General features: G+C 45.1%; 14 protein-coding genes. 3 read left to right on the top strand and 11 right to left on the bottom strand.

What is annotated here, in order from left to right:
• Positions 1-13 precede the first annotated feature (13 nt).
• From Vt282_RS07220 to Vt282_RS07175, 11 genes are all read right to left on the bottom strand, one after another.
• Positions 14-1,054: a glycosyltransferase family 4 protein gene (locus Vt282_RS07220; RefSeq protein WP_167515602.1), complete on the bottom strand. Its 1,041-nt coding sequence runs from the start codon at positions 1,052-1,054 to the stop codon at positions 14-16.
• Entirely contained in the window at positions 1,032-2,063 is a 1,032-nt protein-coding gene (locus Vt282_RS07215; RefSeq protein ID WP_415663445.1) for a sigma-54 interaction domain-containing protein, read from the bottom strand. The genes Vt282_RS07220 and Vt282_RS07215 overlap by 23 nt, the downstream gene beginning before the upstream one ends.
• Positions 2,064-2,176: 113 nt before the next feature.
• Positions 2,177-2,371: a response regulator gene (locus Vt282_RS21695; RefSeq protein ID WP_415663418.1), complete on the bottom strand. Its 195-nt coding sequence runs from the start codon at positions 2,369-2,371 to the stop codon at positions 2,177-2,179.
• A 157-nt stretch (positions 2,372-2,528) separates the two neighbouring features.
• Positions 2,529-2,885: an Hpt domain-containing protein gene (locus tag Vt282_RS07210; RefSeq protein ID WP_162062982.1), complete on the bottom strand. Its 357-nt coding sequence runs from the start codon at positions 2,883-2,885 to the stop codon at positions 2,529-2,531.
• Between the two features lie 120 nt (positions 2,886-3,005).
• Positions 3,006-3,698: a CpsD/CapB family tyrosine-protein kinase gene (locus Vt282_RS07205; RefSeq protein WP_162062981.1), complete on the bottom strand. Its 693-nt coding sequence runs from the start codon at positions 3,696-3,698 to the stop codon at positions 3,006-3,008.
• Positions 3,698-5,791 carry an SLBB domain-containing protein gene (locus tag Vt282_RS07200; protein ID WP_162062980.1) on the bottom strand — a complete coding sequence of 698 codons (2,094 nt, stop codon included), beginning with the start codon at positions 5,789-5,791 and terminating at the stop codon, positions 3,698-3,700. Before Vt282_RS07200 ends, Vt282_RS07205 begins: the two co-directional genes overlap by 1 nt.
• Positions 5,781-6,692: an OmpA family protein gene (locus Vt282_RS07195; RefSeq protein WP_162062979.1), complete on the bottom strand. Its 912-nt coding sequence runs from the start codon at positions 6,690-6,692 to the stop codon at positions 5,781-5,783. Before Vt282_RS07195 ends, Vt282_RS07200 begins: the two co-directional genes overlap by 11 nt.
• 17 nt (positions 6,693-6,709) lie before the next feature.
• Complete coding sequence (locus Vt282_RS07190) at positions 6,710-7,030, bottom strand: STAS domain-containing protein (protein ID WP_162046321.1); 321 nt, start codon at positions 7,028-7,030, stop codon at positions 6,710-6,712.
• 298 nt (positions 7,031-7,328) lie between these two features.
• A complete protein-coding gene (gene nagA, locus Vt282_RS07185) occupies positions 7,329-8,462 on the bottom strand; it encodes an N-acetylglucosamine-6-phosphate deacetylase (RefSeq protein WP_162062978.1) in 1,134 nt (377 codons plus the stop codon).
• The gene (locus Vt282_RS07180; protein ID WP_162046323.1) at positions 8,462-9,331 is read right to left on the bottom strand and encodes an N-acetylmannosamine kinase; all 870 of its coding nucleotides are present in this window, start codon (positions 9,329-9,331) and stop codon (positions 8,462-8,464) included. The genes nagA and Vt282_RS07180 overlap by 1 nt, the downstream gene beginning before the upstream one ends.
• Entirely contained in the window at positions 9,331-10,029 is a 699-nt protein-coding gene (locus tag Vt282_RS07175) for a putative N-acetylmannosamine-6-phosphate 2-epimerase (protein WP_162062977.1), read from the bottom strand. The genes Vt282_RS07180 and Vt282_RS07175 overlap by 1 nt, the downstream gene beginning before the upstream one ends.
• A 241-nt stretch (positions 10,030-10,270) precedes the next feature.
• Between Vt282_RS07175 and Vt282_RS07170 the strand changes: the two genes are divergently transcribed.
• The 3 genes from Vt282_RS07170 (at position 10,271) to Vt282_RS07160 (ending at position 13,114) form a co-directional block, all read left to right on the top strand.
• Positions 10,271-11,236, top strand: a complete 966-nt coding sequence (locus tag Vt282_RS07170; protein WP_162062976.1) for a sialic acid TRAP transporter substrate-binding protein SiaP — start codon at positions 10,271-10,273, stop codon at positions 11,234-11,236.
• Between the two features lie 66 nt (positions 11,237-11,302).
• The gene (locus Vt282_RS20580; RefSeq protein ID WP_232055024.1) at positions 11,303-11,824 is read left to right on the top strand and encodes a TRAP transporter small permease; all 522 of its coding nucleotides are present in this window, start codon (positions 11,303-11,305) and stop codon (positions 11,822-11,824) included.
• Positions 11,825-11,830: 6 nt separating this feature from the next.
• Entirely contained in the window at positions 11,831-13,114 is a 1,284-nt protein-coding gene (locus Vt282_RS07160; RefSeq protein ID WP_114764260.1) for a TRAP transporter large permease, read from the top strand.
• Positions 13,115-13,118 lie beyond the last annotated feature (4 nt).

The raw sequence follows: 13,118 nt of genomic DNA, 5'->3' as shown, positions 1-13,118 counted from the left end.
TGCAAATTGAGAATCAATTTGGCTTCAATTTAGGTGCGCCGTTGTATATTGCAATTAGCGAAGGAACAATCGCATTCTGCGAATATTCACGCTCAACAGTTTGTTTCGCACGTTGGCGCATTTGATGTTGTTGAACGTTTGAGTAATTTAACCATTCGCTTAGCGCACAAGTAAGCTGCGAGGCATTTTGCACGACAAACCCATTTTCACCATGTTGAATCAGGCTGGGTAATTCACCAACGCTGGTGGCAATGACGATAATCCCTCTAGACATGGCTTCAAGGGCGACCATAGGTAAGCCTTCAAACTCTGAACAAATCACGAGAATAGAAATTGATGGCCAAATGGCGGGCATGTCGGTTTGATGCCCATGAAACATCAGGTTTAATGGAGGGCTAAGCTGCAGTTCTGATTCCATTGGACCCGTTCCGTAGATATGAAAATTTTGTTCAGGAAACTCTCGCGCTAAAGCAACAAATCGTTCAGGCGCTTTTTCAGGACTTAGGCGTCCAACAAACGCAATGTCATCACCAACTGATCGGGTGATACCGCACATATCGATAAAGTTTTTGACGTATATAGAATGACCGTAAACCTTATTGCCTATCGCTTGGCTCACAACGATGGACTGATCGGCAATAGGGGCCGTTATTCGGTCTAACCAATCGTAGACGCGTACTTTGCCAGTTGGCGTTTCTCCGGCGTGATAGGTCGATATAAGCGTTGTATGGGTTACTATCTTTGCGATTTTTGCGAGTAAATTGGCTTTATAGCCATGAGCATGAATGGCTAATGGTTGATGTTGTTTGATTAACCGAATCAGATTACTAAGTGCGTGTTTGGTTGAAACACCCAATACGTGATAAGGGATGTTGGCATCGGCGAGTTTTTTCTCGATTGGTGAAGGAGGAGAATAGTGATTAATAAGCAGGACTTGTACTGGTTGATTATGAGCGATCAACCCTTGCGACAGTTGCAATACATGGGTCTCGATACCGCCAAATAGGCGGCTATCGAGGATTATCCAGATATCATTCGATGAAGGACTGCTCATCTTCGGCTTCCCATGCCTGCTTTTTACGATAGACCGTTGAGGGGCTTAGCTCGAGCAATACTGCGGCATTAATAACATTGCCATCGCAATACTCAATGGCTTGTTGAATGGCTTCACGCTCAATCTGCCACATAGGACGAATCGCAATGCGTTTATTGGTGACACTGTCACCTTGATTTTGAGGCGCATGATTGAGATCGACAGAGTGAGTAGACCCCGTTTCCACTACAGGCGCTTGAACCTGTGCGGCTGGTTGAATCGTGTTGCTGGCCGATTTTTTGGGTGAGCGATGGAACTGTGCAGGAAGATGATCCGCTTTTAGCTGAGCATCATCATTTAGCACCACAATATTACGCATAATGTTTTGCAGTTGGCGCACGTTACCCGGCCATTGGTAGCGTTTTAACAAAATCTCGGCGTCTTTGTTGATTGTTCGGAAGCGCTTGTTGTCCTCTTTGGCGTATTGCTGCATAAAGTGTTTAGCGAGTGTGAGGATGTCGTTACCTCGATCACGCAAAGGCGGCATTTCAATCGGAACCACATGTACGCGATAGTACAAGTCTTCACGGAATCGACCTTCTTCAACTTCTAGCAAAGGGTCACGGTTGGTGGCGCAGATAATTCGTACATCCACTTTTTGTTCTTTTGACGCGCCAAGGGGAGTGAAGGTACCGGTTTGCAAAAAGCGCAGTAATTTTTTCTGCATTTCCAATTCCATTTCACATAGCTCATCGAGAAATAACGTACCACCGTTTGCCAGCGTTGCTGCGCCTTTTCGATCGCTGGTTGCGCCGGTAAATGCGCCTTTAACATGGCCAAAGATTTCACTTTCCATCAAATCTTTGGGTATCGCGCCACAGTTAATGGCGACAAATGGCTGATCAGCTCGGCGACTTTCGTCATGAATGGCGTTTGCACACACTTCTTTACCCGTACCGCTGTCTCCAATAATGAAAACACTGGCTGAAGTTGGGGCGACAGCATCAATGATTTTATATAGCCCTTGCATAGCAATACTGCTGCCGATGAAGCCTCTAAAACGCTGGCGGTCGAATTTACTTTCAATATTCTCAACCAGGTTTTCAAGTTTCGCTCGTTGCAAATGAAGATTGATGGACGTTTTTAGTCGATCGGCTTTAATAGGCTTTCAAGAAAATCTTTGGCGCCTTTGTTCAGCAATTGCACCGCAAGATCGACTGAGCCGTGCGCGGTGGCGATAATCACTGAGGTTGAAATTTGATTCTCATTGAGCCAATCAAGAATCTCTTCACCCTCCATATCAGGCAGCTTTAAATCGAGAATGATCAGTGACGGCAAATTGCGTTCGATAAAGGCTTTGGCTTCTTGCCCAGTTTCGACATGAAATGAATCATCCTCACATACTGCTGATAGAGCAGGGCAAGGGAGGTTGAATCTTCAATTAACAGCACTTTTGGTTTCATCACTGACTTCCTTGTTCGTTGTTATTTTGAGTTCAGGAAAATCCTATCTCTTTTCGTTGGTTAAGCGCTTCCATTGAGCGCAGAGCAAGATCGATGAGTTGCTGATGGTAAGAAAGTACTTCGTCGATTTTGTTTTCCACACACAAAGCTTCAACTCTACGCGCCAATGTTGAGAGCTCGCGATTACCCAAAGCGAGAGAAGTGCTACTTAACGTGTGACTTTCAAATTTAATTAATGCGATGTTTTTATCAGCGAACGCCTGATCTAATACCTGTGAACGTTGCTGAGTTTCTTCTATGTAGTGATCGATCAACATCGGCATTACGCTGGCATCAGTATCTTCAATCATTTGCTGAATAATCGTTTCGTCGACTAGTTCTCCGGTCATGATCTGCTCCTTCAGAAATAATACTGTTGCATATTTCATCCTAATTTAACAATGATCAAATTTTTCAGATAGTTGTAATCTATGTAACCTAAATTGGTTATGCAGGCTTAGTTCACAAAATTATGCAATGTGAGATAACCATTCATTGTTGAGGAGCTTTTTGCTCCATTTGGCTCGAATGGATTTAGGCAGAAATTTGCAGCGATTGAGTTCTCGAACCATCTCTTGTCCGAGCGTTGCTTGATTGTGATTGTTGAGCATACAACCGAGCACATTCGCATCCGCTTGTTTTAGCAGCTCAAACGCTTTCACCAATTGGGCTTGTTTGGTTTCCCCTCCTTGCACCACAATCAAAGTGTGTTGACACGCTCGAGCGATGGATTGAGCAGGAATAATACCTTCAGAATGGTCGAGAATCGGTGACGTATCGATGATGATGCGCTCGAAGTCTCGATGCCATGTTTGAATCTTTTCGCTCAAATAGTGCGGATTGCGATAGCTCACCACATCAGGGCCTGTTTTCGCTACGGTGATTCCGGTGAAAATACCTTGATGATCATTGGCTTGTAGCCATTGAATCTCAGTCTCGTCCTCAGCAGTTAAACAAGGTTGAGGCGTGTAAGCGGAGCCGAGTAGATTCAAATCAACCAATAGTGTTGAATAGCCAGCCAGTAGATAGCGTTCCGCCAATGCTGATGCAATAGAGGAAACTCCCGATTGAGTGTGACAGGCGGTGACACAAATTGAACGTGTTTGCGCGACTTCGGCGCTGAGAAATAACTGCTCAAGTTCATTCATAGTGGCATTGATCATTACAGCGCTCCTATGACAACGATGGTGGTGGCCAGTCTTAAGATATCTTCTAGACCCACTCGCGCTTTTTCGAAAAAGCTGTCACGACGGTCAGGAATATAAATGGTATCGCCAGCTCTTATGACAGGGAGCTGATAAATGTTGGCGGTCTTACTAAATTCAACCAAATTAAAGGTTCGCGCTTGACCCTGACAACAAGACATATTGACCACAGAAATTTTTTCTACATAGGCGTTATCATCGGGGCCGCCCGCTTCTGCGAGGATATCTAAGATGGTCATATTGTCATTAAATACATAGCGCCCCGGCTTATTGACTGCACCTAGAATACGCACGGTTGACTCTTTAGAACGATCAAGCCAGTTCTTGTTTTTTTCTGGGATGTAGATGGTGTCGCCCATAGTGACGTTGGGTAGTAGTGACTCATCACCAGTTTCAAAATAGAGCGATAGATTGAGCTTACTTACCTCGGCATATTCTTTGTCTCTGTGCGTGACACGAATATTGTGAATATCCGCATCCTTGGTTGGACCATCAGCAGCAGAGAGAATGTCGAGAAAGTGCATGTCTGGCGTGAAGCGATAACGCCCAGGCGCATTAACCTGACCAAACACATAGATAGAAGCGTCAGAGCTTTGTCTTACCCATTGTGATTTGTTGTCTGATGGATCTTGCGGCAAATCATGAATACGTACGATGGTTCCGGCACTAATACGAGGTAAGTCCGCCAGTGGTGCACCGTTTAATATGTATTCATCAAGGTTGAAGGTGGTTAATTTGCCATTACCCGTTACCACCTCAATTTTCGTCGTGTCTGCTCGCAGAGTGGGGCCGCCAACGTGGGCAAGCAAGTCCATTAAATCCATTTCATCCGACCATTCGATTCGCCCGGGACGAACCACTTCACCAATCACTTTGACCGCTCGATCTGGTGCGATTTTTAGCCATGATTTTTCGTTCATGTCGGTTTTTTCAGGGACAAATATTGCATCACCGGGTGAGATTGATGGGGGTTTACGACCCGTTAAGCCTTCGGTGTAGGCAGTTAAATCGAATTTGATGACTTGCCCGTTACCTTTAATCAAACGAATTTGGCGTGATTCAGCAAAACGAGTTGGTCCACCCGCATTGGCGAGGATATCCATAAAGGAAGCGCCTTGTTTGCCCTCGTAAGCACCAGGGTGTGCTACTTCACCCATGATATAAACGACATTGGCACCAGCTTTGATCTCTTCTTCCTGTTTAGGGACGAAAATGGTTGTGCCTTCGGAAAGGCTTGGCAGTAGTGATTCATCACCTGAATCAAGATAGCTTTTAAGATTAAACAGCTTAGGCGAGTTGTTGCTGATCACGCGAATTTGTTCCACTGATGCATAACGGGTTACACCGCCCGCACGCATCAAAATGTCAACCAAACTCGCGTCAGGTTTATACTCAAATGACCCCGGAGCATTGACTTCACCAAACACTTTAATCGCGGTACGGCTGTTGGCACTATCACCAGAGTTGGCTTGTTTTGCAGCATCAAATTGTTGCTCAATATTGCCAACTAAAGGAGATGCAGGAACGAAAATACTGTCGAGAGATTGAAGAGCGGGCAGGATGGTTTCATCGCCACTATCGAGAAACGCTTTGTAGTTAAAGGCGAGTTTCTCTCTACCTCGTTTCACCATCATATTGTTCAGTTGGGCGCCAGAGCGCAACCCTCCAGCGGCGTGCAATGCGGTTTGAATGTTGGCGTTTTTTGGTAGAGTGTATTCACCCGGTGACTTCACGTAACCTTGCACTGAAATCAGTAGTTGCTGTTGCGAGATGTAGACGTTCGCCGATGAAAGGTCACGAAAGACGGTTTTTAATGCCGTTAATACCGTATCAGACAGTTGCTGCTCGTTATAACCGGCTACATATACCGTGCCGACCTCTGGTAAATTGATGCGTCCGCGTTTATCCACTTGAAAACCACGATTAAGTGATTCTTCACCCGGCAAGTCGATTTGAATTAAGTCGCCTATTTGAACTCTTGCTTCCTCTGCTTGTAGAGTGGCGAATGGAAATAGAAACACCAGCAGTAGCAACCAGCGGCTAATATTCATAACGATAGCCTCCTTGTAACTTCTCTTGGATGAATTCTTCCGTTGCGATGACCTCGATACTTACTCGGCGATTGGTTAATCTCACGCCATCGCTCATGCCTTCATATAGCGGTAGCGTGTCACCAAGTGAGTTGGTTTTGATTCGACTAGGCTCGAGACCGAAAATGATGAGATAGCGTTTGACTTGGTTGGCACGTCCAAGCGCGAGTTTTTGGTTGTAATCTGCATCACCAGTGGCGTCAGCGTGACCAGTAATCGAGAGGTGCAAAGACGGGTTATCTCGTAAAATATTGGCCGCACGAGCTAGATGTCCCATGTATTTAGGGTTTACTTCGATAGAGTCATAAGCGAATTGGTTATCGATATTAAGCAGATCAAATAGTTGGTCGATAATCGCCAATTGTGTTCTGAAGTCGGTTTCGTTAAGCGGTGGGACGCAGTTTGCTTGCGAAGTAACATAATCGAGTTGACGTTCTAACTCGCCCAGACGCTTGCGCTGAATCACGAGATCGTTGGCGGCATCAATCAGAAGTCCACCATCAAGTTCTCGCGCAATACGATTTTGCTTCTCTAGCGCTTGCACGACTGCTGCGGGGAAACACCAACGTGCACCTTCGCGAATTAAAGAATCCAAATGAAGTTTTGTCAGCTGCCAATCAAACCTCAGCCCATGTTCAGGACCTAACGGTTCATCGGGCATAACAGGCGCGAATCCGTTATCAATGTGCTGCTCAGCTAATCCACCTTGGCCTTCTGGTGGGAAGTTGGTACAACCTTGCAGACCAAATACTAGCGTAGCCAAGAGAGCAGCAAGCGCCGGTTTCGCACCGAATGCATTTTGATTTAAGAGCTGTTTACTTTTGTCATTTTCATTTCTTATTGCTTTGAGGTCGCCAACCATACTGCCTGCCTTTTTAGTTATGAATCGTAGCAATTCACGGGAATCGCTTTATCGATGCGAAGTAGGCTAATAATTTCGAGAGGTTGTCCGGCTACGTGCTCAATTCGCATATTGCGCTGCTTTTCAACTAATCTCTTATATAAATAAACTAGTGCACCCACACCAGATGGATCAAGAAATTGCACATTTCTGAAGTCAACTGTGACATCGCTATGATTTTGATTTGCAATTACATAGTCGATTTGTCGTTGAGCGCTTCTGCTGCCATCAGCGTCAAGATTTCCATTAATCGTTAGCGTCAGCGTTTGTCCGTTGGTTTCGATTTTGTGTAGTTCCATGATGATTCTCCTTGGTTTTTCTTAATCAATACACGGAACGTGCCAAAATAAAATGCAATAAAACAATTGTTTAGTTTGTATTTGTGTGCTGTTGTCAAAATGGGATGCGATATTCTCAATTTGAGAATCAATAAGAAAAATAATAAAAACAGGGATTACAGATTTGAGATATTTCGCTTACTGAGTGTAAGTCGTGTGACCCGAGCGATGAGCTTGCAACCTTTCTTGTAGAACAAAGCCCGCAAGTGCGGGCCTTTAATCATTGTATATTTCGCATTGAAAAAGGAGTTACAGACAGTTAGTACAACTGACCATCAACCAACACCGCTTGCGAGCGGTAATCGCTGTTGAGGATGGTAGCAGCTGCGCGGTAACCCGCTTGCAGTTTACCTAAATCACTGACATGCATTGCTTTAGCGGGATAGGTAGAGGCCATTTTGAGTGCTTCAGCTTCATCAATGCCCCAAGCGATAACATTGGCGACGGACTCATCCATACCAATATGTGCACCAGCAAGGCTACCAGCGGAGTTCACCAATTTGTTGTCTATCACTTCGATGATTTGCCCATCAAGTTCAAATCGATTGGTTTTGCTGCCAACAGTTGCCATGGCATCTGTCACAATAAGCAGCTTACCTTGAGGTTTGATTCGATGAGCGAGTAACACGCTTTGCGGATGAACATGAATGCCATCAGTAATGATTGAGCACCATGCTTCATTGGTATTCAGTGCCGTACCGACCACCCCTGGTTCACGTCCTTCAAATGGCGACATCGCATTGAATAAATGAGTAAAACCATCGACGTTCGCAAGCTTATCCGCAGTGAGCTCTTCAGATTTCGCATTACTATGACCACACGACACCACCACGCCTTTACGTTGAAGACATTGTAGGGCGTCTAGTGACATATTTTCAGTCGCGGCCGTGACCAATACTTTGGCGTATTTTGGCCATGGGAATGCTTCTAAATCGGCAAGGCTAGGCGAGTAGAACAACGTTTCATCGTGCGCCCCTTTTTTAGCAACATTGAGCCACGGGCCCTCAATATGAACACCCAATATACCGGGAATGCGATCCAGCACGGCTTGCTCTGCGGTGGTAAGTGCTTTGGCGATATTTTGTGGGGTTGAGCTGATTAACGTTGGTAATAGATAAGCGGTACCAAACTTTCGATGAGCCTGACAGATCGTTTCGATACTGGTAGGGCTAATCTCAGAGTTAAACATGACATCGCCACCACCGTTGACTTGAATGTCGATAAATCCAGGGGCAATAATGCTATCTGGAAAATGCTGACAATCGATGTCTTCCGGCAGTTGGCTGATCGGCATCACCCGATAAATCGACTCATTTTTCCACACTAATGCCGCATCTAGATGATACTGTTCACCATCAAAGATCTTCGGTGCCGAGATCGCTTTCATTACCATTAGTCTTCCTTGTTAAATTGAAATGCCGCGCCGAGTAAACAGGCATCATAATCGCCTTGTGCGGCGACAACGGCTACTTGAAACGCCTTTGGGCGCTCCAAGATTTGTTGTTGCACTCGTTGCAGGTAAGCATCGGCTAAGCCAACGCCACCGCCAAGCACCACCATATCTAAATCCAATGTTGCCTTCAAATTGCAACACAAAGTGGCAATGGCTTTGGCACTGTGATGAATGATCTCTTCGGCATCTGGATTCGTTTTTGCGTGTTCAAATAATTCAACATTGCTCAAGGGTGGATTGAAGCGTTGATCACTAGCACGTTTTATCGCTGTGCCAGAAGCGATGGCCTCGACACAACCAATTTGTCCGCAACCACAGAGTGGGCCATTGGGATCAATGGAGAAGTGCCCAACGTGACCCGCCAGCCCAGTGATACCACTATGTAGTTTGCCATCAATAATAATGCCACCACCTACGCCAGTTGATACGGTAATAAACGCCATGTTTCGAACAGATTTAGGCAGTTTAGTGTACTCATACCATGCGGCGGCCTGCGCATCGTTTAACATTGCAACTGGCAGATGGGTTAATTGATTAAGAGCGTGAGCCAAAGGAAAGGGCGCTGGAAACGCGAGGGTATCAGGATTGATGGATGATATCCCTTTTTCAGTCACCAAGCCGGTTGTCGATACGCCGATTTGCTTAATAGCATCAAGCCAATCGGCAGCATGATCCAGAATCGTTTGAGCAAAGCTATCTGCTTGCTGAACGAGTGGAGTAGGAAATTGGCGACGTTCGACAATAACATCGTTTTCTACCAATCCGATTGCGATTTTAGTACCGCCGATATCAATCGCCAATGTAGACATTACAACGCTCCTGCTTTTCTCGTTTCTGAGTTAAACCAATCAATCATCACTTCAAGGCGTGTTAACGCTGAGCCGACAGTCACGGCTGTTGCGCCGTGGGCAATAGCCTTCGCTGCAAGCTCTGGTGTGTTGTAACGTCCTTCAGCCATAGTAAAGAAACCGGCTTTGTAGAACTGCTCAACGAGTTGCAAGTCAGGTTCAATTGGTTCTTCATCGCCGACATAACCCGATAGAGTCGAGCCGATAATGTCGACGCCTTGCTCGTTTGCCCACAAACCATCTTCGAAGTTTGAGCAGTCAGCCATCGCAAAGCAGCCACTTGCTTTAATGGCATTTGCAATCACATCACGATTTTCAGGGCGAGGGCGATTGGTCGCATCAAACGCAATGATGGTCGCGCCTGCTTCAGCGAGTGAAGCAACATCACAAACATAAGGCGTGATACGCACCGGACTGTCCGTTAAGTCACGTTTAACAATGCCAATAATTGGTATTGTTACAGCGTTAGACACCGCTTTTACGTTGTCGACACCTTCGATACGTAGTGCTTGTGCACCGGCTTGTTCTGCCGCCTGTGCCATCGCGACGATGAACTCGGTCTTTTCTAATGGACTGCCAACAACTGGTTGTATTGAGACAACGGTTTGACCTTGGAGTAACGCTTTTAATTCATTGATATTAAGTGATTTTGTTCTCACGTTTGGCCTCTCAAAAGAATTTTCAACGCGGAATAAAGGTCATCTCTGCCTTAAAAACTCACCAATTAAAGTAGGTAGAAATCTTGTTGTTGGTGAATTTCTGTCCGCGATCACATTTCAAAAAGTTGGTTTGAAAATAATCTTCACCACTATAATAATTCATAACGAAAATAATTTTCAAACAAAATAAAAATCTTTTAAATCCGTGAAACTAGGTAGATAACAACAATAAGGGAACACTATGAAAGCCATGAACAAGATTACTTTCGCAATGCTTGCTTTAGGATTTGCTGTATCCACTCAAGCTGCGACTACTTTGAAAATGGGTATGCAACCATCAGTAGGTTCAGTGGAATATGACTCTGCAAAACTTATGGCAGACACCATTGAAGAGCTAAGTAAAGGTGAGATGAAAGTTGCTATCTACCCAAGTGCTCAATTAGGTGATGACCGTGCGATGCTGCAACAGTTATCAATGGGCGACCTAGACATTACTTACGCTGAATTTGGTCGTATGGGTCTTTGGATCCCACGCGCTGAAGCAGTCATGCTACCTTACGTTGCGCGTGACTTTGCCCACCTACAAACCATTTTTAATTCTGATTTCGGCCAAGGTGTGCGCGAAGAAATGTTAACCAAGTTTAACTGGCGCGCTTTGGACACTTGGTACAACGGTACTCGTGAAACGTCGTCAAACCGTCCTTTAAACAATATTGAAGACTTTAAAGGTTTGAAACTGCGTGTACCTAACGCAAAAGCCAACTTGAACTTTGCCAAACTATCTGGCGCATCACCAACACCGATGGCGTTCTCAGAAGTGTACCTTGCACTGCAAACTAACGCGGTGGATGGACAAGAGAACCCATTGCCAGCAATCAAGACGATGAAGTTCTACGAAGTGCAAGCGAACTTGGCGATGACTCATCATATTGTGAACGATCAAATGGTGATCATCTCTGACACGACTTGGCAAAAACTGACTGAAGAGCAACGCAATATCGTTAGTCAAGCGGTTGAAATCGCGGGTAAAGCTCACACCGAGTTTGTTAAACAACAAGAAGCAGACTTGATTTCGTTCTTCGAAGCGGAAGGTGTGAACGTGACTTACCCTGATTTGGCTCCGTTCCGTGAAGCAATGCAACCGCTATACACTGAGTTTGAAGAAAAACTTGGTGAGCCAGTAGTGAAAAAGCTTGCTGCAATGTAAGTAGCCAAATCCAACTCTGGATTTAGTTGAAGTATCAATTTCTAAGCTGGCCGTAACAGGCCAGCTGTGGAGTTCAAAATGTTACGCAAGATTATCGATAATATAGAAGAGATCATTACGGTACCACTGATGGCATCTTTGCTAGTGGTTCTGACATGGCAAATCGTAAGTCGTTGGTTTTTAAACTCACCTTCATTATGGAGTGAAGAGTTAGCGCGCGTTTTGTTTATGTACATGTGTATGATTGGTTGTTCAATGGCAATCAAGCGTGGTGCTCACGTTAACATTACGTTTTTCTCGGACAAGTTACCTGAAAAAGCTCGTATTGCTTTAGTCCTTTCACTTGAACTTGCTGTTCTTCTATCGATTTTCGCCATTATTTATCTTGGCTATCAGCATGTTCAACGTACTGCTTTCTTTGAACTAATTACCCTTGGCATTTCGAGCAAGTGGCAAACCTATGCATTACCGCTTGGTGGCTGCTTTATGGTTTTCCGTCAAGTTCAGAAACTTATTGGGATTGCAAAGCAATTTGCAAATGTCGACAAGCAAGTTGTCGCTTCTGATTCACAGATGGCAGAGAGGTAATAAATCATGGCAACTTCTATTTTTGGTTGGCTAGGTCTGCTATTTGCGGGTATGCCAGTCGGCTTTTCACTTATTTTCGTTGCGCTGTTATTTCTTTTATTAACTGGCAGTACCGGTATTAACTTTGCTGCGCAGCAAATGATCACGGGTGTTGATAACTTTACTCTACTATCAGTACCGTTCTTTGTATTAACTGGCCACTTAATGAATAGTGCCGGTATTACCGAGCGTATTTTCAACTTTGCGAAAGCGATGGTTGGGCACATTACCGGTAGCTTGGGCCACGTGAACATTATGGCAAGTTTGCTGTTCTCAGGTATGTCTGGCTCAGCATTGGCAGACGCTGGTGGTCTAGGTCAGTTAGAAATCAAATCGATGCGCGATGCAAAATACGACGATGATTTCTCAGGCGGTTTGACGGCAGCATCTTGTATTATTGGCCCGCTAGTCCCACCTTCAGTGCCACTGGTTATTTACGGTGTGGTATCGGGTACGTCAATCGGTGCGCTTTTCCTTGCTGGTGCAGTCCCTGGCATCTTATGCTGCCTTGCTCTGATGATCATGAGTTACTTTATCTGTAAAAAGCGTGGCTACATGGTGTTACCAAAAGCGAGTGGCCGTGAACGCTTGGTGGCATTTAAAGAAGCTTTCTTGTCGTTGCTAACCCCAATTATCATTATTGGCGGTATTTTCTCAGGTAAATTTACGCCAACAGAAGCAGCAGCCGTTTCATCTTTATACGCATTATTTTTAGGTACCGTCGTTTATAAGCAGCTAACGCTAGCAGGCTTTGTGGATATCCTAAAAGAGACCGTTAACAACACCGCAGTAGTGGCGCTAATGGTAATGGGTGTCACTGTGTTTGGTTGGATTGTTGCTCGTGAACAATTACCACAAATGCTGGCAGATTTCTTTTTAAGCATCAGTGATAACCCGTTAGTGCTATTGCTTCTAATCAACTTGTTACTGCTGTTCTTGGGAACATTTATTGAATCACTCGCGCTATTGTTGTTGTTGGTTCCGTTCCTCGTTCCTGTTGCGGTTTCAGTGGGTATCGACCCAGTACACTTTGGTGTAATGGCGATTCTTAACCTAATGATCGGTATTTTAACTCCACCGATGGGCATGGCGCTGTTTGTGGTTGCAAGGGTAGGTGACATTCCATTCCACGTACTGACTCGCGGTGTAATTCCACTGCTAGTGCCACTGTTTATCGTTTTAGCACTCGTTGCGATTTTCCCTCAGTTTACTCTGTTCTTGCCTGAGCTATTCCTCGGCTACGGACAATAACAAT

Source organism: Vibrio taketomensis, assembly GCF_009938165.1.
In the GTDB taxonomy this organism is placed as follows: Bacteria; Pseudomonadota; Gammaproteobacteria; order Enterobacterales; family Vibrionaceae; genus Vibrio; species Vibrio taketomensis.
The sequence above is the reverse complement of the archived record's forward strand: the minus strand, read 5'-3'. Positions and strand labels throughout refer to the sequence as shown.

Excerpts from the sequence above, each read along its gene's own strand:
- Vt282_RS07220 (WP_167515602.1), bottom strand. The coding sequence starts at position 1,054 with ATGAGCAGTCCTTCATCGAATGATATCTGGATAATCCTCGATAGCCGC.
- Vt282_RS07215 (WP_415663445.1), bottom strand. The coding sequence starts at position 2,063 with ATGCAAGGGCTATATAAAATCATTGATGCTGTCGCCCCAACTTCAGCC.
- Vt282_RS07210 (WP_162062982.1), bottom strand. The coding sequence starts at position 2,885 with ATGACCGGAGAACTAGTCGACGAAACGATTATTCAGCAAATGATTGAA.
- Vt282_RS07205 (WP_162062981.1), bottom strand. The coding sequence starts at position 3,698 with ATGATCAATGCCACTATGAATGAACTTGAGCAGTTATTTCTCAGCGCC.
- Vt282_RS07200 (WP_162062980.1), bottom strand. The coding sequence starts at position 5,791 with ATGAATATTAGCCGCTGGTTGCTACTGCTGGTGTTTCTATTTCCATTC.
- Vt282_RS07195 (WP_162062979.1), bottom strand. The coding sequence starts at position 6,692 with ATGGTTGGCGACCTCAAAGCAATAAGAAATGAAAATGACAAAAGTAAA.
- Vt282_RS07190 (WP_162046321.1), bottom strand. The coding sequence starts at position 7,030 with ATGGAACTACACAAAATCGAAACCAACGGACAAACGCTGACGCTAACG.
- nagA (WP_162062978.1), bottom strand. The coding sequence starts at position 8,462 with ATGGTAATGAAAGCGATCTCGGCACCGAAGATCTTTGATGGTGAACAG.
- Vt282_RS07180 (WP_162046323.1), bottom strand. The coding sequence starts at position 9,331 with ATGTCTACATTGGCGATTGATATCGGCGGTACTAAAATCGCAATCGGA.
- Vt282_RS07170 (WP_162062976.1), top strand. The coding sequence starts at position 10,271 with ATGAAAGCCATGAACAAGATTACTTTCGCAATGCTTGCTTTAGGATTT.
- Vt282_RS07160 (WP_114764260.1), top strand. The coding sequence starts at position 11,831 with ATGGCAACTTCTATTTTTGGTTGGCTAGGTCTGCTATTTGCGGGTATG.